The sequence below is a fragment of the uncultured Actinomyces sp. genome (assembly GCA_900541895.1).
Classification (GTDB): Bacteria; Actinomycetota; Actinomycetes; order Actinomycetales; family Actinomycetaceae; genus Pauljensenia.
In genome coordinates, this window is sequence record UWSI01000008.1 from 1 (window position 1) to 22,126 (window position 22,126).

The following is a 22,126-nucleotide window of genomic DNA, read 5'->3' on the forward strand; positions in this document are numbered from 1 at the left end:
CCCCACCGAAACAACTGGGACTAACCCTCCACCAACTCTTTTTGTCCTTTAACCCGAATCATGTCCTATGTCGAGCTTCATCCAGTCAATCCGCAGACGCGACTTCTTGATCGCGTTGTTGGCGTCCTTCGAGAAGGTGGTTTGATCGCACTGCCGACAGATTCTGGCTATGCGCTTGCCTGTCTTATGGGCAACAAATCGGGAATTGATCGAATTCGGCAGATTCGCAAACTCGATGACAAACACAATTACTCGTTGCTATGTGATGCTTTCTCGCGTCTGGGTGATTTAGTGATTATGGACAATTCACAATTCCGGGCAATGAAAGCAACAACTCCCGGTCCGTACACATTCATCCTTCCCGGGACAAAAGAAGTTCCCAGAATGACACTGAATAAGAAGAAACACACCATCGGGGTGCGGATCCCTGACCATCGTGTTGTTCAGTCACTTCTTGCTGCGCTGGGGCAGCCCCTAGTTGCCTCATCTCTTATCCTTCCAGGAGAAGAACAGGTGATGAGTGACGGCTTCGAGGTCGATGACAAAATCGGTTCACTTGTCGATTTGGTTGTTGTGGCTCCAGTAGGAGGAGACGAAGCAACATCGGTTATCGACTATACGGATGGCGTGGGACGAGTCGCGCGACGTGGCGCAGGGGATACCAGTCTTTGGGAGTAGCCTCCAAGGCTGCGTAAGCAGCATCACGCTTCAATCGCATCTCTTATCCCTTTTGTCGCCGTGTTTTCGCTTCAATAACCGGTAGCATGAGAGGGCTATGAAGAAGCTTTCCCTCAAAGTGTGGACACTCCTTGGTCTATGCGGTCTGCTGTGCGTCGGTTTGGCGTTCTCAGGCTGGTTTTATTCCGCGCATGCTCTTCCACGAACCTCAATCGCAGGTCAGTCTTTCTCTTCGTCCTCTCGGGCTCAGGTCAACGAGGCGCTCAAACATCGCGTTGAGTCGGCTCAAGTTACTTTGCAGTTGGGCGATACGACACAGCAGGCTAGCTTGGAGGACCTAGGCATCACTGTTGATATCCCCGCGACAGTCGATGCTGCTTTCTCAGAGAATTCAGGTTTGCTCTCTCGTTTCCTTGGGATCTTCCGCTCTCGGTCGATCACCCCTGTCGTTCAACTTGATAACTCCCAGCTCTCTCGATTCGGAGCTTCTTTAGCTCAGCGCGTGGGGACCCCTGTGAGTGATGCAGCTTTGTCACCTAAGGAAGACGGATCGGGATTCACGGTGGTTCCCTCTCATGAGGGTATTGCATTGAATACGGCTGATCTTGCGAAAGTCCAACAGGATGTCGCTCAAGATTTGGGTTCTTCCCCGAGAACTATTAGCGTTGAGGTTCAACAACCGAAGATTACTACTCAGAGAGCCGAAGAAGCACTCACTCAAGCGCAATCACTGATTGCTCCCAGCGTCACGATCACTGATGGTATTGATGATTTCACTGCGTCGAAGGCCGACAAAATGAAATGGGTCAAGGTGAGCGCAGAGGGTGATCGAGCTGCTGTGCTTGATTCGGATGCGCTATCAGCTTGGGTGAATGATCTTGCAAAATCGACGAACGTTGAATCCGAAAAAGGAATTCAGGGTGTTAATAGTCGTGGTGACGTTGTTGGTGTGCTCAAAGCTGGGACGGTTGGTTATCGCGCGAACAATACACAGTCTGTAATTTCTGGAATTGCGGACGCCCTCAATAATGGGAAATCCTATTCGGGCGATTTTGATTACGACAAGATTCAGCCTGAATATGATCGCCAAGATATTCCTGACGGCTACGGTGATCATGTTTATCAGGCCTCGGCCGGTGAAAAATGGATCGATATCGACTTGTCGAAGAACACGGTTTCTGCCTATGAAGGCCGGACAATAGTTCACGGTCCAACCCCGATGGTCCCGGGTGCGCCCAATACTCCAACCGTAACCGGCAAGTTCCATGTCTATTTGCAATACGCCTCTCAGACAATGGAAGGTGAAAATGCAGATGGCACGAACTACCGGACAGAAGGCGTCCCATGGGTCACCTACTTCTACGCGGGGTATGCACTGCACGGTGCTCCGTGGCGTTCCTCTTTTGGATGGTCCGGTTACGGTGGCTCTCACGGGTGTGTGAATATGCCGGTTGACGGTGCACACTGGATTTATGACTGGGCAGATAACGGGACGGTAGTTATCAGCCACTACTAAAGGTGAGTGAAGATGGATCTCTTTGATACGCAGGGGATCGAAGATTTCGGGACTCCGGTAGTTGATGACCATGCGCCACTCGCGGTTCGAATGCGTCCGCAAAGCGCTGATGAGATTGTTGGCCAGCAACACCTGCTTAAGCCGGGATCGCCTCTGCGTAGACTTCTCACTCCATCTACTGATTCCCCCGCGGGTTTAAGCTCTGTGATTTTATGGGGGCCTCCGGGAACCGGAAAGACCACTCTTGCGTACCTGATCGCACGTGCTTCTGGTCGCAGATTCTGCGAGGTTTCTGCAGTTACATCCGGGGTAAAAGACCTTCGTGATGTGATCTCGCAAGCGCGGCGAGGTCTGACAACAACAGGAGAGGAAACAATCCTTTTTGTTGATGAGGTTCACCGTTTTTCAAAATCACAGCAGGATGCTCTTCTTCCAGCTGTCGAAAATCGTTGGGTAACCCTAGTAGCTGCAACGACAGAGAACCCATCCTTTTCGGTGATTTCTCCGCTTCTGTCTCGTTCCCTACTTCTTACTCTTCATGCGTTGAGCAGTGAAGATCTCTCCCTTCTTCTTGATCGTGCCTTGACAAGTGAATCGGGATTGAAGTCTCTATTCACCCTATCTGCAGATGCCCGCTCAGCTTTGTTGCGCTTGGCAGGCGCAGATGCTCGCAAGGCCCTGACTCTTCTCGAGGCTGCAGCGGCCTCGTGCCTTGAGCGTGGGGGAGAGGGCCAGCTAGCGGAGGACGGGAACGCTCCTCGGGAAATCGAAATCGCCGATGTTGAGAATGCTGCTAATCAGGCCTTAGTGCGTTGGGATCAAGATCAGCACTACGACGTGGCAAGCGCCTTCATTAAATCGATGCGCGGATCTGATGTTGATGCGGCTATCCACTATCTTGCACGCATGCTTGAAGCAGGGGAAGACCCGCGCTTCATCGCGCGACGCATTATGATCTGTGCCGCTGAAGATGTTGGAATGGCCGCACCCGAGGTCCTCACCACGGCTGTTTCCGCAGCGCAAGCGGTTGCAATGGTCGGAATGCCAGAAGCTCGAATTATTCTGAGTGAAGCTGTGATTGCGGTGGCAGTTGCCCCAAAGTCTAATCGCGCTTACCTTGCTATTGACGCCGCCTTGGGGGATATTCGTCAAGGAAAAGGGGGACCGGTTCCTCCGCACCTCCGGGATGCTCATTACAGTGGTGCTCAAGCTCTTGGACACGGTGTGGACTACATTTATGCGCACGATGCACCTCACCATGTCGCGGCCCAGTACTATCTGCCCGAAGATCTTCGCGGAACGTCCTACTACCGTCCAACGACGAATGGCAATGAGGCTATGCTCACGAAACGCTTAGCTGCGCTTCGCGAATTGCTTAAAGTACGTTAGACTGATGCGGTTGTCTTATCGGGCAACGTATACCTGGGGTCTTAGCCGACGGCGATATGCCTGGAGTTGACCCCGCATTCGTTTTGCGAATGCGACATAAGAGACAGGAAAGGTCATTTAATGGCTCACAATCGTTCACGCAAGCAGGTGCGCGAGTCCCGCGCGCTGGGCTTTGCTCTCACCCCGAAGGCTGTTCGTTACTTCGAAAAGCGTCCGTATGGTCCCGGCGAACACGGTCGCACCCGTCGCCGCCAGGAATCTGACTACGCTGTTCGTCTGAAGGAAAAGCAGCGTCTGCGCGCTCAGTACGGCATTCGTGAGGCTCAGATGCGTCACGTCTTCGAAGAAGCACGTCGTACTGCTGGCCTGACCGGTGAGAACTTGGTCGAGCTCCTTGAAATGCGTCTTGACGCTCTGGTGCTGCGTGCAGGTTTTGCTCGCACCATCCAGCAGGCACGTCAGTTCGTCGTTCACCGTCACATCATGGTTGACGGCAAGATCGTCGATCGTCCCTCCTTCCGTGTGAAGCCGGGACAGACCCTGCAGGTCAAGCCGAAGTCTCAGACCAGCGTCCCCTTCGAGATTGCAGCTGAAGGCATCAACCAGGAAGCTCTTCCCGCAACTCCCGATTACCTGGACGTTGACATTGCTCGCCTGAAGGCAACGCTGGTGCGTCGCCCGAAGCGCGCTGAAGTTCCCGTCACCTGCGACGTGCAGATGGTCGTCGAACACTACTCGCGCTGAGTGTGTCTTCCAAGACCCCGAGGGTTTCCCTCGGGGTCTTGTTCTTTTTCTCGAGTCGTCTTGTCAATACACGATTCTTATTGATGTCCACTACTATGGGGTACTATGCGCACTTCTGAAATTCGTCAACGTTGGCTTGACTACTTTGCATCGCAAGGACACGAGATTCGTCCATCTGTTTCTTTGGTGTCTCCTGAGCCTTCTATTTTGTTCACCATCGCTGGAATGGTGCCCTTCATTCCTTACATCACCGGTGTTGAACCGGCACCTTGGCCCAGGGCTGCATCCGTTCAAAAGTGCATTCGTACGAACGATATCGACAACGTCGGTCGCACGACCCGTCACGGCACTTTCTTCCAGATGAATGGTAATTTCTCCTTCGGTGATTACTTCAAAGAAGGCGCTATTCACTTCGCGTGGGATTTGCTCACTGGTTCGCAATCGGAAGGCAAGTATGGCCTCGATGGCGATCGCATGTGGGTCACCATTTGGGAGAAGGACGCTGAGGCATTTGATGTTCTGACTAAGCAGGTCGGAATGGATCCTCGCCACATTGTGCGCCTGCCCCGAGAAGAAAACTTCTGGGACACCGGTCAGCCCGGTCCCGCAGGTCCCTGCTGCGAGTGGCACTACGATCGTGGCCCTGCTTATGGTCCCGAGGCCGTGGGGGGCAATGTTGACCCGGGCGGCGACCGCTATCTTGAGCTGTGGAATCTCGTTTTTGACCAGTACATGCGCGGCGAGGGAAGCGGTAAGGATTACCCGCTACTGGGTGAGCTTGACCAGAAAGCGATCGATACCGGTGCAGGTTTGGAACGTTTGGCTTTCGTCATGCAAGACAAACCGAATATGTATGAGATTGATGAGGTTTATCCCGTTATCGCTGCCGCTGAAGAGATGAGCGGTAAGCGCTATGGTCTTGGTGCGGCCGGTCCCGAGGCCGGTGCCGCCTACGACGATGACGTTCGTCTGCGTGTGGTTGCTGACCACGTACGCTCTTCGCTGATGCTAATTGGTGATGGAGTCCGGCCTGGAAATGATGGCCGTGGCTATGTGCTTCGCCGCCTCATTCGACGCGCAGTTCGTTCGATGCGTTTGCTGGGTGTTGATACGGCTACGATGCCGACTCTGCTGACTGCTTCGAAGGAAGCGATGAAGGCTTCCTACCCTGAACTCGAAGAGAATTGGGGAACAATTTCTGAAGTGGCATATGCAGAAGAAGATGCATTCCGTCGTACTCTTACTGCGGGTACCACTATTCTTGATGCCGCAGTTGAGAAGGCAAAGGCCGCTCCAGGTGCTCCGATGATTTCTGGCGAAGCGGCATTCTCGCTTCACGACACCTATGGCTTCCCGATTGACCTGACTCTGGAGATGGCGTCGGAACAGGGCGTCCACGTTGACGAGGCTGCTTTCCGTGCGCTTATGGAGGAACAGAAGGAACGCGCACGTGCTGATGCTCGTGCGAAGAAGACCGGCCACACCGACGTTCGTATTTTCCACGATATCGAAAAGGAACTCGGCGGCGGTTCAACTTTTGTTGGCTACACAGAGAGCGCCTCGGACGCCCAAGTGGCAGGCCTGCTGGTTGATGGCGTTCCAACCCCTGCGGTCAGCGCGCCCGCTGAAGTAGAAATCATCCTGGACCGAACCCCCTTCTATGCGGAAATGGGTGGTCAGCTCGCTGATCACGGCACCATTCGACTTGCTGATGGCGGCGTTATTGAGGTTCACGACGTACAGGCTCCCGTTCGTGGTCTTTCCGTACATCGTGGCACCCTGACTGAGGGGACTGCGACGCTGGGGGAGAAGGCTTTTGCGCAGATCGACACTGAGCGTCGACTCGCTATCGCCCGTGCTCACACGGCAACGCACATGGTCTATGCGGGACTACGACGCATTGTTAACAAAGATGCGGAACAAGCCGGTAGCGAGAACTCGCCTTCACGTTTGCGCTTTGATTTCACGAACTCAAGTTCGCTTGGCGAAGGCCAGCTGAACGAAATTGAAAGCCTTGTCAACGAAAAGCTTGCACAAAATCTTCCTGTGAACACAGAGATTATGTCTCTTGATGAGGCCAAGCGATCGGGAGCGATCGCGCTCTTCGGTGAGAAGTACGGTTCTGAGGTCCGAGTGGTGACTATCGGTGACAACTTCGATCGTGAGCTCTGCGGTGGTACCCACGTTCCATCCACTGGTCATCTTGGACGCATTACCGTCTTGGGTGAAGGATCCATTGGTTCTGGTGTTCGTCGTATTGATGCGCTTGTTGGTGATGGGGCATATTCCTTCCAAGCGAAGGAACACGCGTTAGTTTCGCAGCTGACCTCGATGCTGGGTGGACGACCAGATGAACTCGCGACGCGACTTGAGTCTGTCATGACTCGTCTTCGTGACGCCGAGAAGGAACTTCAGAAGATTCGCGAGCAGCAGGCTCTAGCCGAAGCCGCTCTTCTTGCCCAGAATGCTCGTAAGATCGGTAAATTTACTTCGGTTGTTGCGCCCGTTGGTGCTCTTGGTACGGCAGATGAGCTCCGTGCAATGGCAACTGATGTGCGTGAACGTCTGGGCAATGATGGCCCGGTTTTAGTTGCTCTCGCGGCAATTATTAACGGGAAGCCCATGGTAACTGTTGCAACCAACGATCTGGCGCGTCAGCACAGTGCGCGCGCGGGACAGTTTGTTCGTCGCGCTGCAAAGATTCTCGGTGGCGGCGGCGGGGGTCGTGATGACCTTGCACAGGGCGGTGGCTCAAACTCCGCAGCAATTGACGACGCATTGGCGGATGTGAACGAGCAGATTAAAGAGCTGTGATGCGATCGGGAGTTCGTCTGGCTGTCGATGTTGGGACGGTCAGGGTCGGCCTTGCGCGAAGTGACGCGGGGGGCATCCTGGCCCTTCCTCTCGAAACACTGACACGCCAAGACGATGCTTCGGAAATTAACGAGATTGTTCGCTATGCCCATCAGCTTGAGGTCATTGAAATAATCGTTGGCTTACCGAGGCATATGCGCGGTGGCGAAGGAATTTCAGCCAAGGGCGCACGTCGTTACGCGCGAAAGCTTAAGATGGTTTTACCTGAGTGTCGTGTGTGCTTAGTTGACGAACGCTTAAGCTCACACGAAGGGCATGAGCGTCTTCTCCAAGCCGGAGTTGAACGGCGTGAACATCGTCAGATGATTGACCAGGTGGCTGCGTCTATTATTCTTGAAACAGCTTTGGAAATGGAACGAATGAGCGGACGAGCTCCTGGAAAGGAACTCGTCCTTGAGGAAGGACAGTGATGAGCGACAATACGCCCGGATATCCTTTCCCCAAGCGAGCGAGCATTCACCAACGTCGCGCGCAAGAATCTGTACCTCCAGAACCGCAGGTGCATCGTGAGGAATCACGGCCTAGTGACAGCCTTGGGGCGTCACGTACTTCGGCACGCTCACATGTGAACGATACTGACTTTGATCAGATTGTTCGTCCGGGTAGTCATGAGACTCTTGATCCAGAAACGGCAGTGCCCACAGGCCTCCCAACGCGTCGTACTCGACGTGTAGCTCATGAAGAGGCGGTGTCCGAGACGACTGGTATGCGGAGCCGACGCCTTGCGCAAGAACGGCGTGCGGTTCGCAAACGCAGGCGCCGTCGTTCAATTCGTACATTCATCGTTCTTCTTCTGACCCTTACGCTCTGTGCTGGTGGAATTTATCTTGCTTACACACAGCTTCGAGGTTCCTCCTCCTCAAGTACGGCGGCTGATGATTTTCCGGGTCCAGGAAATGGTCAAGTTGTCGTCACAATTTATGACGGTGAATCGGGCCAGCAGATTGGACAACGACTTGTCGATGCCGGTGTCGTCAAGTCTCTCTCTGCTTTTATTCGTGCGTTTGAGGCTAATAAGGCCGCTGTCGGGATTCGTCCAGGTAGTTATACCTTGAAGAAAGAGATGAGCGCTTCTGGGGCAATCGCCGCGCTCCTTGATGACGCGAATCGTATGGATAATACGGTGACTGTTACCCCTGGACAAACGAAGGACCAAGTCGCCGAACAGATTGCTCTAGTGACAGAAATTCCACTTGACCAGGTCAAAACCGCGATGGCGGATGCAACGACTATTGGCTTGCCCGCTGAAGCAAATGGGAATGTTGAAGGATGGCTGGCCCCGGGCTCCTATGAACTTGGAGAGGGAGAGACCGCTGAGTCATTAATTACTCAAATGGTGTCTGCCACCAAGAAGCAACTTGATGACCTCGGTGTGCCTGCGGCAGATCGGGAGAAAGTCCTCACAAAAGCATCGATTCTTGAGCGTGAGGTTCGAAACCCCGAATACTTGCCGATGGTGTCGCGGGTTATTGACAACCGCCTTGCCGATACGAACGGCGAGACCCGCGGGCTGTTACAAATGGATTCGACTGTTCTTTATGGAGTTGGGAAAACCGGTGGTATTCCTACTGCCGAGGACCTTGCTGCTGATAATCCTTACAATACGTATCGAAATCCGGGGCTTCCGCCATCGCCGATTTCTCAGCCGTCTAGGGAGGCCATTAATGCGGCAATTCACCCTGCCGAGGGGAATTGGCTGTACTTTGTGACTGTTGATCTGGACTCTGGTGAAACTCTCTTTGCCGCGACCCATGATGAGCAAACTCAGAATACGAAGCGTCTTGAGGAATATTGTTCAACCCATCAGGGGAAGTGCTGATGCCTTGGGCGTGCGTCATTGGATCACCCATTGAGCATTCATTGTCTCCGCTGATACATCGCTGTCTCTGGGATTACGCGGGACTGAATGGGTGGACTTATCTGAAGCATGAAGTCACCGTAGACTCTTTGCCTCAGTGGATTTCTTCCATTGACGATGAATGCGTCGGTGTTTCTATTACGATGCCGTGCAAGAAGGCAGTAATTGCGCTTCTTGATGTCGTCGATCCGCAAGCTGAAGCATTGAATTCGGTCAATACGCTGATTCCTACCGGAAGCTTAAAGACCGGTTTCAATACTGATGTTTATGGAATGAGCCAGGCGATTGAGCTTAGTAGAAGTCACGCCGACCTAGACAGCAGCGGAAGAGCGGTCATCATTGGCTCGGGAGCAACGGCAGCATCAGCACTTGCCGCTGTTGTTTCATTGGGTTTTACAGAGGTGCATGTTGTGGCTCGCGCCTTCCATAACGGGAAAGTCCCTGTTGATTTTCACCGTGTTGCCCTCAATCTCGGCGTTAGCTACCGTGGTCATGATTTGATGCAGCGCGATGAGCTCTCAAGATGTTGTTCAAGCGCGGATCTCGTCGTTTCGACCCTGCCTTCGGGCGCTCTTGATACACATGTACCGCAACTTGCATCAATGCCAGAAAAGTCAAGTTTTCTTGATGTCAGCTATGCGCCGCGAGTGACTCCTGCTATCGCTATGTGTCAAGATCGGTCAATCCCCGTTGCCTTTGGGGTAGACATGCTTGTGTATCAAGCCATCATGCAATTTAAACTGATGACGGGCTTAGAAGCCGACGAACATGCGGTATCTGCTGTCTTTGACTTACTTGGGAAGAACTAAGTATGGGTACGCTTCCAATACTTTTTCCAGTTTTTTCAAGGATTGCGGACAAGTCCTTAGGTGCGGCAGAGTGGAACCTGTTTCTTTCTGTCATTGTCTGGATTACGTATGCGGTGTGGCTTAGTCTGTCTGGGTGGGCAATCCAACGCCGGTACTTTGTCGAGGCGTCACTCACTCCGCTGAAACGAAATGGTGTTGTGTGGGCGGCTGTGCTCGTGGGAGCAGTCGTGCTTGTGGGGGCTCAGGCGCGACCCGCTTCACCCGCTGTAGTGTCACTGACAATGATGGGCACTTTGCTTGGCTATATTGATGCGCGCACGCATAGACTCCCGACTCCGTACGTTCTTGCGCTTGCCTGTGGTGTATTGAGCGGCATCGGAGTGACTATCTACTTTCACCCGCAGCCTTATCTGCTTGTTGCGCAGGTAGTTTTTGGGACGTTAATTTGGACCTTGCCTTTATGGCTGGGCACGCTTCCTAAAGGCGGCTTTGGTAAGGGGGATCTTAGGCTTGCGCCGATCCTAGGTTCACTGCTTGGGCTTCTTGGTTGGCATGCTGCACTCTTTGGGCTCTTGTTCTCGATTGTCTCAGCCGCCTGCGCAGCGCTGTGGAAAATCGTTAGCGGCCAAGCTGGCACACGTTCTCGGATTGCTTTTGGCCCTTGGATGATCGGTTCCACTCTTTTGAGCTTCCTTCTGTGGCGTGATGTTTCCACCGACCTTTCATTGTTGTTTCATATTGGCATTTAGCTAAATGTGTGTAATTACCTCTTTTTCTCAATGAGGACTAGCATCAGATTGAGAGTTCACACAAGGAGGTGGCGGTGCTCAAACTTGATGAGGTCATCGCAAACACACAGCGTCAGCGTGCCGTACGCGAAGAACACCTCAGCTTGGATGATTTAAAACGGGAATGTGAGAACATTCCTGATCCTCTACGGCATCCTGAGGAGTTCCTCCGCTCTGATGGTGCCACAGCGGTGATTGCCGAGATTAAACGTGCATCACCATGGGGGGTGTATTCCACGATTGCTGATCCTTCACCGCTCGCACAGGCGTTTGAACGTGGGGGAGCGGCTATGCTTTCCGTCGTCACTGAATCTTCTTACTTTCGCGGACAGTATTCAGACCTCGCTCGGGTAAAGGCAGTGACAACCTCTCCGATCCTCTGTAAAGACATCATCTTGTCGGCGTATCAGCTTTTTGAAGCGCGCCGTAATGGAGCTGACGTCGTGCTTCTTATTGCCCAGCTTCTTTCGGAAGCGGCACTCAATGGTCTTCTCGAACGCGCTCAGTCTCTTGGTATGGGCGCCCTCGTCGAGACACACTCGCGTCTTGATGCCTTGAGGGCGCTTGACGCAGGAGCGCTGATGATTGGTGTTAACGCGCGCGATCTAGCAACAGGATGCGTTGATCGTCACGTCATCGACGAAGTTATTGATGTGGTTCCAACAGGAGTGCTGGCTATTGCGGAATCTGGTGTCCGTGGCCCGAAAGATGTATTTGAATACGCGAGAGCGGGAGCGGATGCAGTTCTTGTCGGTGAAGCACTTATGCGCAGTGATAATCCTGAAGAGCTGGTTGCTGAAATGGTGAGTGCGGGGCATCATCCTTCGCTGCTTGCTGATCGGCGGATGCGTATTCGTGAGGCACATCGTGGTAGTGATGGAAGCTGGAGTGATACTCGCCGTGAATAATCTACTAAGGTAGGAGGAAATAGTTGTTATTCACGAGGACTAGTTTTCATGCGAGCTCTTGCTTTGCCGTCACCGAGTAACGGTGTATGGCATCTTGGTCCGATTCCAATTCGCGCTTATGGCTTGATCATCGCCTGTGCGATTCTGATTTCCGTATATTGGTCCGCTCGGCGTTACCAGAAACGCGGGGGAGACCCGGACCTTTTTTATGATGTGGCACTGTGGGCGGTTCCGGCTGGCATTGTTGGCGCTCGTGTTTATCACGTGATCACTTCACCAGATGCATATTTCGGCCAGGGCGGAAAACCGCTCATGGCTTTTGCGATCTGGAATGGCGGCTTGGGAATTTGGGGCGCGGTCGCAGGCGGGGCACTCGCTGCTTGGTTGCTTGTTCGTCACCGAGGCCAGCGCTTGGGCCCGATTGCAGATTCCCTTGCTGTTCCCCTTCTGGCTGCGCAGGCGCTTGGTCGCTGGGGGAATTGGTTCAATCAAGAACTCTTCGGAGCACCGACGACTCTTCCGTGGGGACTGAGCATTGACAATGCGCATCTTCCCTCGGGTTATGCTCCAGGAACTCTGTTTCACCCGACCTTCCTTTATGAATGCCTATGGAATCTAGCTGGGGTAGCAGTTCTACTGTTGATCGATCGTCAAATCAAGGTGAAGTCGGGTCAGCTCTTTGCTTCGTACATCATGGTTTACACGCTTGGGCGAGTGTGGATTGAGATGCTGCGCATTGATGATGCCCATCATTTCTTGGGACTACGCATTAATGTATGGACTTCGATTGTTGTCTTTTTGCTGGGTTTGATGACTTTTATCATCGCGGGGCGACGCTCTGCTTCTACTCGAGTTGATCCCGTCGAACTGCCCGCGACTTCTCATCCAACTGATAACCAGGATGAAGATTCGGCTACTGAGAAGACCGATGGAGATAAGTGCGATAGTCCTATATCACCGGAAAGTCGCCCTGTCGAAGAGACTGAGGCACGTTAGGATAGAAACATGCGTCGAGCAAAGATTGTATGCACTATTGGACCCGCGACAGCCTCTGCTGAACAGATCCAGGCTCTGGTTGATGCCGGCATGGATGTCGCCCGTATTAACCGTTCCCACGGCACCGCTGAAGAGCATGAGGAAGTCGTTGAGCGCGTTCGCCGAGCTGCACAGAATTCAGGCCGAGGCGTCGCCGTTCTTGTTGACCTTCAGGGACCCAAAATTCGTCTTGAAACTTTCGAAGAGGGACCTCAGTATCTCGAAATTGGCGATACTTTCACCATCACTACCCGCGATGTTCCTGGAACCAAAGAACTCGTTGGGACAACCTTTAAGGGGCTGCCTGGTGACTGTGCTCCCGGTGATCGCCTGCTGATTGACGACGGTAACGTTGCAGTTCGAGTTGTCGAGGTGACTGATACAGATGTCGTTACTCGCGTGGAGGTTCCCGGTTACGTTTCTGACCACAAGGGCTTGAATCTTCCGGGTGTCGCCGTTTCGGTTCCGGCGATGAGTGCGAAGGATGAGGAAGACCTACGTTGGGGTATCCAGATCGACGCGGACTTCATTGCTTTGTCTTTCGTCCGGTCTGCGTCTGATATCGATTCTGTTCATGCAATTATGGATGAGTGCGGGAAGCGACTTCCGGTCATCGCTAAGATTGAAAAGCCTCAGGCCGTAGAAGCACTTTCTGAGATCGTCGATGCCTTTGACGGAATTATGGTCGCGCGTGGCGACCTCGGTGTGGAAATGCCGCTTGAGGACGTTCCACTGGTTCAAAAGCGCGCAATTGAGCTGGCGCGCCGTGCCGCTAAGCCTGTGATCGTCGCGACGCAGGTTATGGACTCGATGATTAAGAATCCTCGACCGACCCGTGCAGAAGCATCTGACTGTGCAAACGCGATTCTTGACGGTGCAGACGCGGTTATGCTTTCTGGTGAAACTTCAGTTGGTGCTTATCCGATCGAAGCAGTACGAACCATGGCTCGTATTATCGAGGCAACAGAGGAAAATGGCGGAGAGCGCATTGCACCTATGACGCCTATTGAGCTTGATCGTGCTTCTGCAATCTGCGGTGCTGCCGCGATCATTGCTGAGAAGCTGGATGCCCGTTATCTTGTGACTTTCACTCAATCGGGAACCTCTGCGCGTCTGCTTTCTCGCCTGCGCACACCTATCCCGATGCTTGCCTTTACTCCCTTGGAATCCACCCGTCGACAGCTCGCATTGTCTTGGGGTATCCACGCTTACCGCGTTCCTGAGGTGAGACACACAGACGATATGGTTTGGCAGGTAGATCAGGTTGCCCAATCCGCACGTCTTGCAGAGGTCGGCGATGAAATGGTGATTGTTGCTGGTATGCCGCCGGGGACTCCCGGTTCTTCCAATCTCCTGCGCGTCCATCGCTTGGGAGACGAGGTCGACTACGCTATCGGTGGATCGCGTAGCGACGCTTAGTGTCTGTAGATCAGAGGGTGGGCAGGCCGGGAGGCCTACCCACCCTCGTACTCTGAGGAGTTTATTGAGCCATGACAACGGTGCCACGGTTATCTCACGACAAGAGTGATACCAATATCGTGAGTGAAACCGTACAGAAGAATACTTCTTATCTGACCGGTGTCAATGGCCTTAGGGCACTGGGAATCATTGCGGTAATTCTTTACCATATCCGGCCGAGTTCGCCTGCTCCCGGAGGTTTCATCGGGGTCACATTGTTCTTTGTGATTTCTGGCTTCCTAGTCACCCGTTCGCTTCTTCGCGAGTTGGACGCTGAACATGAGATTACGGTCGGCCGTTACCTTATTCGACGCTTCTCCCGCCTATGGCCATCAATGGTGGTTGTTACTGCTTTTTCAGCCATTGCGTCATTTGTGTTTTCTCCTTCCTTACTTGTGAAGATGCATGATGATGCCATTCCGGCACTTGCGTTTTTCTCAAACTGGTTTTACATCTTCCGACAAGTTCCGTATTTTGCGCAGGCAGGATTACCGTCACCTTTAACTCATCTTTGGTTTGTCGCTGTGATAATGCAGTTTTACCTGCTGGCTCCCGTAATTGTCTTACTGCTCAAAGAGCTTTTCCGCTCGCGTCTCCATGCATCTATCGCCCTTATCGTCTTGGCATGTCTTTCTGCCGTTGAAATGGCGCTTCTCTTTGTGCCTGGGACCGATTCTTCTCGTGTCTACTACGGTCTTGATACGCGTCTGGCTGAGCTTTTAGTTGGTATGGCACTTGCTTTCGTTGATTCTTATGTTGTGAATGCGTCTCCTCGCGTGCGCACTCTTCTTTCGCTTTCGTCGTGGCTTGGTTTAGGTTTCCTTGTCCTCGTATCCATTTACGCACGCGGCTATATGACGTGGCTCTATCGTGGCGGTTTCTTCTTCTCGGCCTTGGTGAGCGCGTTGTTAATCTGCGGTGCGATGGTTCCCGGGGCTTTCTCTCGCCTGCTCTCATTTCACCCGATTCAGCTGATTGCTTCACGTTCGATGAGCGCCTATATCTGGCACTACCCTCTGATTCTTCTGATGAACCCTGCACGCAGAACCTCTGCACTTCCATGGTGGGGATGGCTTCTCGAACTTACAGTTTTCCTCTGTCTTGTCGAGGCCGCCTATCGCTTTGTTGAGAAGGCGCCATCTTGGGCGAGCGTACAGACCTGGCGAGCACTTCGAGGAGGAAAGCAAGAGAGCCGTCGTGTGCGAGCGTGTGCGTCGCTACTCGTCGGCAGCTTAACCTTGAGCCTCGTGACCGCTTGTGTTCCCAGTCATGTTTTAGAGTCTGGGTCGAAGAAAGTTTCGTCAACTCTTGCTTCGCCGACCCCCTCTGCCCCGCAAGCTGAGCCTTCTACTGCTCAAACGGAAACGTCGACGACCCCAACGCCAACGCCAACGCAGCCTCGTTTCCATGAGAAGAATGGCAAGGCTATCGAGCCGCAGGCCGCGGTTATTCCCGAGAACTATGATCCCTCGCAATGGCAGTGCTCAGATGAACAGGGCACATGTTCTGTTCCCTTTGTGCTAATTGGAGATTCTGTAGCAGAAGGTGCAAGTTATTACTGGATTCCGGCGGTATTTCCCGATTCCTTTACCGACACGGAGGTTGGGCGCTCCTTTGAGAAGGGGATAGCAGTTTATCGTGAGGATCTCGCACAAGGCCACGATGGCATGCCGGTGATTGTTGCACTTGGTGGCAATGGGCCGATCACCTCTGTGGAGTCTGCGGCCCCGCTCATCGAGGCGGCGGGGGAGAGACCAATCTTCTTCGTTACCGTGCGAGCACCCCATCCTTTCCAGGATGAGAATAATGCGTTGATGTACAAGCTCGCTGAGAAGTATCCCCAGGTCGGTATTCTCGATTGGTATAAGTTCAGTGAGGGGCATGATGACTATTTCTATGATGATGGACAGCATCTAACAGAAGATGGTCGTAAAGCCTATGTGCGAATGATCGAGTACGGCCTCATGGGGCAGGATAATTAGACACATTCTGATCATTGTGGAATACTTATCTGTTCATCCACGTTGGATGACATATAAGGCTTTTGCCTTGAACGTATCTACATGCGGTTGCCTGCGCACCTTGAGCGCATATCCGTAGATACAGATGAAGAATGAAGAGGAGGATGAAATGAATCAACTCAATACGAAAATCTCGGTCCGTGCGGCTTACGGTCGCCAGCAAGCTCTGAATCTGCCAGTGGCTCAACTCAGCGATGCCGTTCGCCCCTGGTATTCAGACTGGAACGATCAGCGAATTCAAGAGGCAGTCGATAATCTGGCGCATCCTGAAATGCGTGATCGAGCTGCACGCTTCTTGGGTTTGGAACTTATCCCCGCTGCCTGAGATGTGATTTGTCTCTCTAAAGCAACTCCGTCAACCTTGTTGGTTGGCGGAGTTGATTCATAAACTGTCTATTTTGTTGCAATTTCCACAGTGTAAAACCGCATAAGCTCAAAGAAAAAGCGGCTTAAAAGTTTTGGAAACTTTTAAGCCGCAAAGTGTCAGATCTAGACATCTTGGTACCCCGAGTGGGATTCGAACCCACAACAAGCCGGGTTTGAGCCGACCGCCTCTGCCAGTTGGGCTATCGGGGCAGCACACAAGTGCGCTAATAAGGATAAGATATAACCAGCGCTTGTGACAAACTATCGGACAAGGAAGACGACATGAGTGAAGAAGCTACTGAGCCGCGACGGGTGCTTGTTGCGGAGGATGAAGGATTAATCCGCCTGGATATCGTTGAGACGCTAAGCGGTGCAGGCTTTGAAATTGTTGGTGAAGCTTCGAACGGTGAAGAAGCCGTAAAGCTTGCCCTTGAGTTGGAGCCTGACCTTTGTGTTATGGACGTCAAGATGCCGAAGATGGATGGCATCACTGCTGCGGAGAAGATCCTCGCGGAGCTTTCTTGCGCGGTTGTCATGCTCACTGCCTTCAGTCAGACAGAACTAGTCGAGCGTGCTCGTGATGCTGGAGCAATGGCGTACGTCGTTAAGCCCTTTACGCCAGCCGATCTGATCCCAGCTGTGGAGATTGCGCTTTCCCGTCATCAAGAGATTGAATCCCTTGAAGAAGAGGTTGCCGACCTAGCTGATCGTTTTGAAACCCGTAAGCGTGTTGACCGTGCTAAGGGCCTTCTCATGAAGAACATGGGAATGACGGAACCCGATGCGTTCCGTTGGATCCAAAAGACCTCGATGGACCGTCGCCTTTCCATGCGTGAAGTTGCAGACGCGGTTATTAACCAGGTTGAAGGTTAAGAACTTTCGATCGACGAGTGGGCGCGGGTATTACCCGCGCCCTTTTTACTTGTTGAGAATCCGGTTGGATACGCGCGCAACGGCGATGAGTTGCTGATCTTCGTCCGTAATACGGACTGTATGAACTGTTGAGCTTCGTCCGAGATGGAGTGCCTCAGCCGTCGCTCGGATCAATGATCCTCGGGCAGCTTTTAAATGAGAAATATTGAGTTCGACGCCAACTGCAACTGCATTGTCACCCATAAGCCTCTGGGCGTGGAGAATCGCAGAATGTGAAGCGGCGGTTTCAGCCAAGGCCGCACTGGCGCCACCATGGAGAAGGCCTTGGGGCTGGGTGTTACCAGAAATTGGCATTTCGATCACGGTGCGCTCCGGGCTCTGCGAAAGAATACGCATGCCCATCCGATTCATCAGTGTGTCTTGCCAGCTTTTAGGCAGACCAATTTCGCCATTCGAGGTGTGCATCGTGCCCTCTCGCCGTAGTGTGTCTTCTATGAAGGAGACCCTGCTTGTTATCGATGGTCATTCAATGGCCTTTCGTGCATTCTATGCCTTACCGGTAGAGAAATTTGTGACTGCGCAAGGACAGCATACGAATGCGGTATATGGCTTCGCCTCGATGCTGATTAAGATTCTCGAGAAATACCAACCGAGCCATGTTGCGGTCGCCTTTGATGTTTCTCGGCATTCCTTCAGGACTGAGGAATATCCCGAATATAAGGGAACTCGCGATGCGACCCCCGAGGAGTTTAAAGGGCAGATTGAGCTAATCAGGGATCTTCTCAGTGCAATGGGTATTCGCTCGCTCTCTCGCGAGGGCTTTGAAGCGGATGATTTTCTTGCAACTCTGGCTCATCGAGGCGCGCAGGCAGACATGCGCGTCTTCGTCGTTTCCGGAGACCGGGATAGCTTCCAGACAGTTACCGATACTGTCACAGTGCTTTATCCCGGATTAACCCCGGGGGATCTTCGTGAGATGACTCCGGAGCGTATTGAGGATAAATATGGTGTTCCTCCGTACCGATACCCAGAAATTGCTGCTTTGGTCGGCGAGGCCTCGGACAATCTTCCGGGCGTCCCGGGGGTTGGCCCCAAGACCGCGGCTCAATGGGTTAACCGCTTCGATGGCCTCGATAATCTCTTAGAGAATGCTGATCAAGTGACAGGAAAGCGGGGAGAGGCCCTTCGTGAGCACGTCGAAGATGTTCGTCGAAACCGCCGACTCAATCACCTTCTGACCGATATGGATCTCGAATGCGAATTGGACGATTTACGTCGTGACGTGACAGATCGGCAGTCGCTTGCGGCTCTTTGTGACGCACTGGAATTTCGTTCGCTCCGCTCTAAGATCCTTGCAGTCGCCAGTATCGGCCTTGGGAAAGCGGAGCAAAGCGAGGAACAGAGTGTTTCTCAATCTGAAGAGGTGGTCCATGAAGTATCAGTGACGGTTGCTGATGAGCGGACCAAGCTCAGCCAGTGGCGTCAGGACCATCCGGGGAGCCTCTCCCTCTTTGTTGATGGTGTACTAAAAGTCAATGGCGCGGAGGTAAACACCCTTACTTTTGCTACTGCTGATGAGGCACTTGTCATTGAGCCGACGTTGCTTACAGCTCAGCAAGATGCTCAACTCGCATCGCTTATTTCAGAAGATGGCCTCATTGTCTACGACTTCAAAGGTAGTATCCATGCGTTGCGAGCGCGGGGGTGGGAACTTGGTGATCCTTACTGCGACCTGCTTCTCGCCGCATATTTGGTGAATTCTGAGCACCGTGGTTACAGGCTTTCCCAGTTGTTCTCTCGTTACTTGGGTATTGATGAAGAGGAAAAGAAGAGTGAGACAACGCTCTTCGACATGGGGATTACTGAAGAACGAGCACACGAACTTGGAGTGGCTGCAGGGCGTATGCACCCGCTTGCTGCGATCCTTATGTCGAAGTTGGAAGAGAGCGAGCAAGCTCGTCTCCTTGAACAACTGGAACAGCCAATCGCTCGACTCTTAGCGCAGATGGAACACTATGGAATCGGTGTTGATGAGGAATTCCTCCGCTTGCTCTCGCACGAGTTGGCCTCAGATGTTGAGTCTGCGCAACGCAGCGCATGGGAGGTCTTGGGACATGAAGTAAACCTCTCATCTCCCAAACAACTTCAGACGGTTCTCTTTGATGAGCTCGACCTGCCAAAAACAAAGAAGACAAAGACCGGATACACGACTAATGCTGAAGCATTGACGGATCTGTTTGAGCGTACGGGGAATGAATTTCTGCGCCATCTTCTGGTACACCGTGACCGGATTAAGCTCAAGCAGATGGTTGATGGCCTCAGCGCATGCATTGGGGATGACCAACGCATACACACCACTTTCTCTCAGACTGCAGCTGCGACGGGACGTCTTGCCTCTTCGGACCCGAACCTACAGAACATTCCGGCTCGTTCTGCTGATGGCCTGCGGATTCGTGGCGGGTTTGTTGCGCAAGAGCCGTATACGAATCTTATGAGCGCTGATTACTCGCAGATTGAAATGCGCATCATGGCGCACCTATCGCAGGATCAAGGCCTGATCGAGGCCTTTAATTCTGGGGAGGACCTTCACCGCACCATGGCAGCCATGGTCTTCGGTGTAGATCCGGCAGATGTGACCTCAGAAGAACGCTCGCGTATTAAGGCAACTTCATACGGTTTGGCCTATGGCCTGTCAGCTTATGGTCTTTCAGCGCAGCTGCAGATTCCGGTTCACGAGGCCTCGGCTTTGCGTGATCGCTATTTCGAGCGTTTCGGCGGAGTTCGTGACTACCTTGAAAGCCTTGTTGATCAAGCACGTAAGGATGGATGGACTCAGACTATCTGCGGACGTCGGAGATATCTGCCTGATCTTCACTCGGCAAATAGGACGCGCCGTGAAATGGCTGAACGTGCAGCATTGAATGCTCCAATCCAAGGAAGTGCGGCGGACATCGTCAAAATGGCGATGCTCGATGTCCAAAATCGTCTTGACCACAGTGATCTTTCGTCGAGGATGCTCGTTCAAATCCATGACGAATTACTGTTTGAGATTGCCCCGAGTGAGGAAGAGCAACTTCGTCGACTTGTCCATGATGGAATGGAAGGCGTGATGAAGTTGAGGGTTCCGCTAGAAGTGGCGATTGGTGTTGGTAAGACATGGAAGGATGCTGCGCACTAGGAGAGGTGGACTTTTAGCCCTATTCTGTTAGAATGCTCAAGGTACTGCTACGTGCAATAGCCATTTGCACTGTGCAGCCGCAATTGTCCATATCTAGTAATACGTCCGTTTCGGAGAACACAACTACATGACCAGCACCAACTCGCAGCCGGCAGTTTCTACACCCCAGGTTGCAGTGAACGACATTGGGTCCCGTGAGGACCTGCTCGCCGCTATTGACGAGACCATCAAGTACTTCAACGATGGCGACATCGTCGAGGGCACTGTCGTCAAGGTTGACCACGATGAGGTCCTTCTTGACATTGGCTACAAGACCGAGGGTGTCATCCTCTCTCGCGAGCTTTCCATCAAGCACGATGTCAACCCGGATGATGTGGTTGCCGTTGGTGATCAGATCGAGGCCCTGGTTCTCCAGAAGGAGGACAAGGAAGGTCGCCTGCTCCTGTCCAAGAAGCGTGCACAGTACGAGCGCGCATGGGGACAAATCGAGAAGGTCAAAGAAGAAGACGGCGTTGTTACCGGTACCGTTATCGAGGTCGTCAAGGGCGGCCTGATCCTGGATATCGGTCTGCGTGGCTTCCTTCCCGCATCCCTCGTTGAGATGCGTCGTGTTCGCGATCTTGCTCCTTACATCGGTCGTGAGATCGAAGCCAAGATTATTGAGCTGGATAAGAACCGTAACAACGTTGTTCTGTCCCGCCGCGCATGGCTTGAGCAGACTCAGTCCGAGGTTCGCACCAACTTCCTGCACACCCTCCAGAAGGGCCAGGTTCGCAGTGGTGTCGTGTCCTCCATCGTTAACTTCGGTGCCTTCGTTGACCTCGGTGGGGTCGACGGCCTCGTTCACGTCTCCGAGCTGTCTTGGAAGCACATCGACCACCCCTCAGAGGTCGTCGAGGTTGGCCAGGAAGTCACCGTTGAGGTGCTGGATGTCGACATGGACCGCGAGCGTGTATCGCTGTCGCTGAAGGCGACCCAGGAAGATCCGTGGCAGACCTTCGCGCGTACCCACGCCATCGGTCAGGTCGTGCCCGGCAAGGTCACCAAGCTCGTTCCCTTCGGCGCATTCGTGCGTGTTGAAGACGGAATTGAGGGCTTGGTTCACATCTCCGAACTTGCTCAGCGTCACGTCGAGCTGCCCGAGCAGGTCGTCAAGGTTGGCGACGAGGTCTTCGTCAAGGTCATCGATATCGACCTTGAGCGCCGTCGTATCTCGCTGTCCCTGAAGCAGGCCAACGAGCGTGTTGATCCCAACTCTGAAGAGTTCGATCCTTCGCTCTACGGTATGGCTGCCGAGTACGACGAAGAGGGCAACTACAAGTACCCCGAAGGCTTCGATCCCGAAACCCAGGAATGGATGGAAGGCTACGAAGCTCAGCGTGAAGCTTGGGAAGCTCAGTACGCACAGGCTCAGGCTCGCTGGGAAGCCCACAAGGCTCAGGTTGCAAAGGCCCTTGAAGAGGACGCCGAAGCAGCTCCCGCAGTTGAAGAGCAGGCTTCGTACTCGACCCCGGTCGACTCCGAAGGCACCCTCGCCTCCGATGAGGCACTTGCAGCACTTCGTGAGAAGCTGACCAACAACTGAATCGCAGCGTCTAAGCGCTCATAGTCAGTTCTGAGGCCCCGGTGAA

General features: G+C 53.2%; 18 protein-coding genes and 1 tRNA gene. 17 read left to right on the forward strand and 2 right to left on the reverse strand.

Annotation, left to right across the window (positions count from 1 at the left end):
• Positions 1-60 precede the first annotated feature (60 nt).
• From QZR18_RS03450 to QZR18_RS03515, 14 genes are all read left to right on the forward strand, one after another.
• Positions 61-678 (forward strand): L-threonylcarbamoyladenylate synthase, encoded by a 618-nt coding sequence (locus QZR18_RS03450; RefSeq protein ID WP_178707249.1) that lies wholly within the window; start codon positions 61-63, stop codon positions 676-678.
• A gap of 97 nt (positions 679-775) precedes the next feature.
• Complete coding sequence (locus QZR18_RS03455; RefSeq protein ID WP_178707246.1) at positions 776-2,194, forward strand: L,D-transpeptidase/peptidoglycan binding protein; 1,419 nt, start codon at positions 776-778, stop codon at positions 2,192-2,194.
• 12 nt (positions 2,195-2,206) lie between these two features.
• Positions 2,207-3,583, forward strand: coding sequence for a replication-associated recombination protein A (locus QZR18_RS03460; RefSeq protein WP_178707243.1), 1,377 nt, complete (start codon positions 2,207-2,209; stop codon positions 3,581-3,583).
• 120 nt (positions 3,584-3,703) lie between these two features.
• On the forward strand, positions 3,704-4,327 hold the full coding sequence (gene rpsD, locus QZR18_RS03465; RefSeq protein WP_009409474.1) for a 30S ribosomal protein S4: 624 nt from the start codon (positions 3,704-3,706) through the stop codon (positions 4,325-4,327).
• 105 nt (positions 4,328-4,432) lie between these two features.
• Entirely contained in the window at positions 4,433-7,141 is a 2,709-nt protein-coding gene (gene alaS, locus QZR18_RS03470; RefSeq protein ID WP_178707242.1) for an alanine--tRNA ligase, read from the forward strand.
• Positions 7,141-7,611 carry a Holliday junction resolvase RuvX gene (gene ruvX / locus QZR18_RS03475; RefSeq protein ID WP_178707239.1) on the forward strand — a complete coding sequence of 157 codons (471 nt, stop codon included), beginning with the start codon at positions 7,141-7,143 and terminating at the stop codon, positions 7,609-7,611. Before alaS ends, ruvX begins: the two co-directional genes overlap by 1 nt.
• Positions 7,611-9,020 carry an endolytic transglycosylase MltG gene (gene mltG / locus QZR18_RS03480; RefSeq protein ID WP_178707236.1) on the forward strand — a complete coding sequence of 470 codons (1,410 nt, stop codon included), beginning with the start codon at positions 7,611-7,613 and terminating at the stop codon, positions 9,018-9,020. The genes ruvX and mltG overlap by 1 nt, the downstream gene beginning before the upstream one ends.
• Positions 9,020-9,868 (forward strand): shikimate dehydrogenase, encoded by an 849-nt coding sequence (locus QZR18_RS03485; RefSeq protein WP_295910367.1) that lies wholly within the window; start codon positions 9,020-9,022, stop codon positions 9,866-9,868. The genes mltG and QZR18_RS03485 overlap by 1 nt, the downstream gene beginning before the upstream one ends.
• A 2-nt stretch (positions 9,869-9,870) precedes the next feature.
• A complete protein-coding gene (locus tag QZR18_RS03490; RefSeq protein WP_178707230.1) occupies positions 9,871-10,617 on the forward strand; it encodes a prepilin peptidase in 747 nt (248 codons plus the stop codon).
• 74 nt (positions 10,618-10,691) lie between these two features.
• Entirely contained in the window at positions 10,692-11,564 is an 873-nt protein-coding gene (locus QZR18_RS03495) for an indole-3-glycerol-phosphate synthase (protein WP_178707227.1), read from the forward strand.
• A 48-nt stretch (positions 11,565-11,612) separates the two neighbouring features.
• Positions 11,613-12,560 (forward strand): prolipoprotein diacylglyceryl transferase, encoded by a 948-nt coding sequence (lgt, locus tag QZR18_RS03500; RefSeq protein ID WP_178707224.1) that lies wholly within the window; start codon positions 11,613-11,615, stop codon positions 12,558-12,560.
• A gap of 9 nt (positions 12,561-12,569) precedes the next feature.
• Positions 12,570-14,018, forward strand: a complete 1,449-nt coding sequence (pyk, locus tag QZR18_RS03505; protein ID WP_178707221.1) for a pyruvate kinase — start codon at positions 12,570-12,572, stop codon at positions 14,016-14,018.
• 119 nt (positions 14,019-14,137) lie between these two features.
• A complete protein-coding gene (locus tag QZR18_RS03510) occupies positions 14,138-16,039 on the forward strand; it encodes an acyltransferase family protein (RefSeq protein WP_295910356.1) in 1,902 nt (633 codons plus the stop codon).
• A 148-nt stretch (positions 16,040-16,187) separates the two neighbouring features.
• Positions 16,188-16,403, forward strand: coding sequence for a hypothetical protein (locus QZR18_RS03515; protein ID WP_295910358.1), 216 nt, complete (start codon positions 16,188-16,190; stop codon positions 16,401-16,403).
• Positions 16,404-16,577: 174 nt separating this feature from the next.
• On the opposite strand, the gene QZR18_RS03520 is transcribed toward QZR18_RS03515, so the two are convergent.
• A tRNA-Leu gene (locus QZR18_RS03520) sits at positions 16,578-16,654 on the reverse strand.
• Between the two features lie 72 nt (positions 16,655-16,726).
• Between QZR18_RS03520 and QZR18_RS03525 the strand changes: the two genes are divergently transcribed.
• Positions 16,727-17,317 carry an ANTAR domain-containing response regulator gene (locus QZR18_RS03525; RefSeq protein ID WP_009409463.1) on the forward strand — a complete coding sequence of 197 codons (591 nt, stop codon included), beginning with the start codon at positions 16,727-16,729 and terminating at the stop codon, positions 17,315-17,317.
• Positions 17,318-17,362: 45 nt separating this feature from the next.
• Here QZR18_RS03525 and QZR18_RS03530 read toward each other — a convergent pair whose 3' ends face one another.
• Entirely contained in the window at positions 17,363-17,782 is a 420-nt protein-coding gene (locus QZR18_RS03530) for a PaaI family thioesterase (RefSeq protein WP_178707214.1), read from the reverse strand.
• Between the two features lie 28 nt (positions 17,783-17,810).
• Here QZR18_RS03530 and polA point away from each other — a divergent pair, with 28 nt between their 5' ends.
• Both polA and rpsA read left to right on the forward strand, forming a co-directional pair.
• On the forward strand, positions 17,811-20,495 hold the full coding sequence (gene polA / locus QZR18_RS03535) for a DNA polymerase I (RefSeq protein ID WP_178707212.1): 2,685 nt from the start codon (positions 17,811-17,813) through the stop codon (positions 20,493-20,495).
• Positions 20,496-20,622: 127 nt separating this feature from the next.
• Positions 20,623-22,080: a 30S ribosomal protein S1 gene (gene rpsA, locus QZR18_RS03540; protein WP_009409460.1), complete on the forward strand. Its 1,458-nt coding sequence runs from the start codon at positions 20,623-20,625 to the stop codon at positions 22,078-22,080.
• The last annotated feature ends 46 nt before the right edge of the window (positions 22,081-22,126 follow it).

What these genes read in the sequence shown, in the direction of transcription:
- lgt (WP_178707224.1), top strand. Translation starts at nt 11,613, where the DNA reads ATGCGAGCTCTTGCTTTGCCGTCACCGAGTAACGGTGTATGGCATCTT.
- pyk (WP_178707221.1), top strand. Translation starts at nt 12,570, where the DNA reads ATGCGTCGAGCAAAGATTGTATGCACTATTGGACCCGCGACAGCCTCT.
- QZR18_RS03485 (WP_295910367.1), top strand. Translation starts at nt 9,020, where the DNA reads ATGCCTTGGGCGTGCGTCATTGGATCACCCATTGAGCATTCATTGTCT.
- QZR18_RS03515 (WP_295910358.1), top strand. Translation starts at nt 16,188, where the DNA reads ATGAATCAACTCAATACGAAAATCTCGGTCCGTGCGGCTTACGGTCGC.
- polA (WP_178707212.1), top strand. Translation starts at nt 17,811, where the DNA reads ATGAAGGAGACCCTGCTTGTTATCGATGGTCATTCAATGGCCTTTCGT.
- QZR18_RS03450 (WP_178707249.1), top strand. Translation starts at nt 61, where the DNA reads ATGTCCTATGTCGAGCTTCATCCAGTCAATCCGCAGACGCGACTTCTT.
- alaS (WP_178707242.1), top strand. Translation starts at nt 4,433, where the DNA reads ATGCGCACTTCTGAAATTCGTCAACGTTGGCTTGACTACTTTGCATCG.
- QZR18_RS03490 (WP_178707230.1), top strand. Translation starts at nt 9,871, where the DNA reads ATGGGTACGCTTCCAATACTTTTTCCAGTTTTTTCAAGGATTGCGGAC.
- QZR18_RS03530 (WP_178707214.1), bottom strand. Translation starts at nt 17,782, where the DNA reads ATGCACACCTCGAATGGCGAAATTGGTCTGCCTAAAAGCTGGCAAGAC.
- QZR18_RS03455 (WP_178707246.1), top strand. Translation starts at nt 776, where the DNA reads ATGAAGAAGCTTTCCCTCAAAGTGTGGACACTCCTTGGTCTATGCGGT.
- rpsA (WP_009409460.1), top strand. Translation starts at nt 20,623, where the DNA reads ATGACCAGCACCAACTCGCAGCCGGCAGTTTCTACACCCCAGGTTGCA.
- QZR18_RS03525 (WP_009409463.1), top strand. Translation starts at nt 16,727, where the DNA reads ATGAGTGAAGAAGCTACTGAGCCGCGACGGGTGCTTGTTGCGGAGGAT.
- ruvX (WP_178707239.1), top strand. Translation starts at nt 7,141, where the DNA reads ATGCGATCGGGAGTTCGTCTGGCTGTCGATGTTGGGACGGTCAGGGTC.
- rpsD (WP_009409474.1), top strand. Translation starts at nt 3,704, where the DNA reads ATGGCTCACAATCGTTCACGCAAGCAGGTGCGCGAGTCCCGCGCGCTG.
- mltG (WP_178707236.1), top strand. Translation starts at nt 7,611, where the DNA reads ATGAGCGACAATACGCCCGGATATCCTTTCCCCAAGCGAGCGAGCATT.
- QZR18_RS03460 (WP_178707243.1), top strand. Translation starts at nt 2,207, where the DNA reads ATGGATCTCTTTGATACGCAGGGGATCGAAGATTTCGGGACTCCGGTA.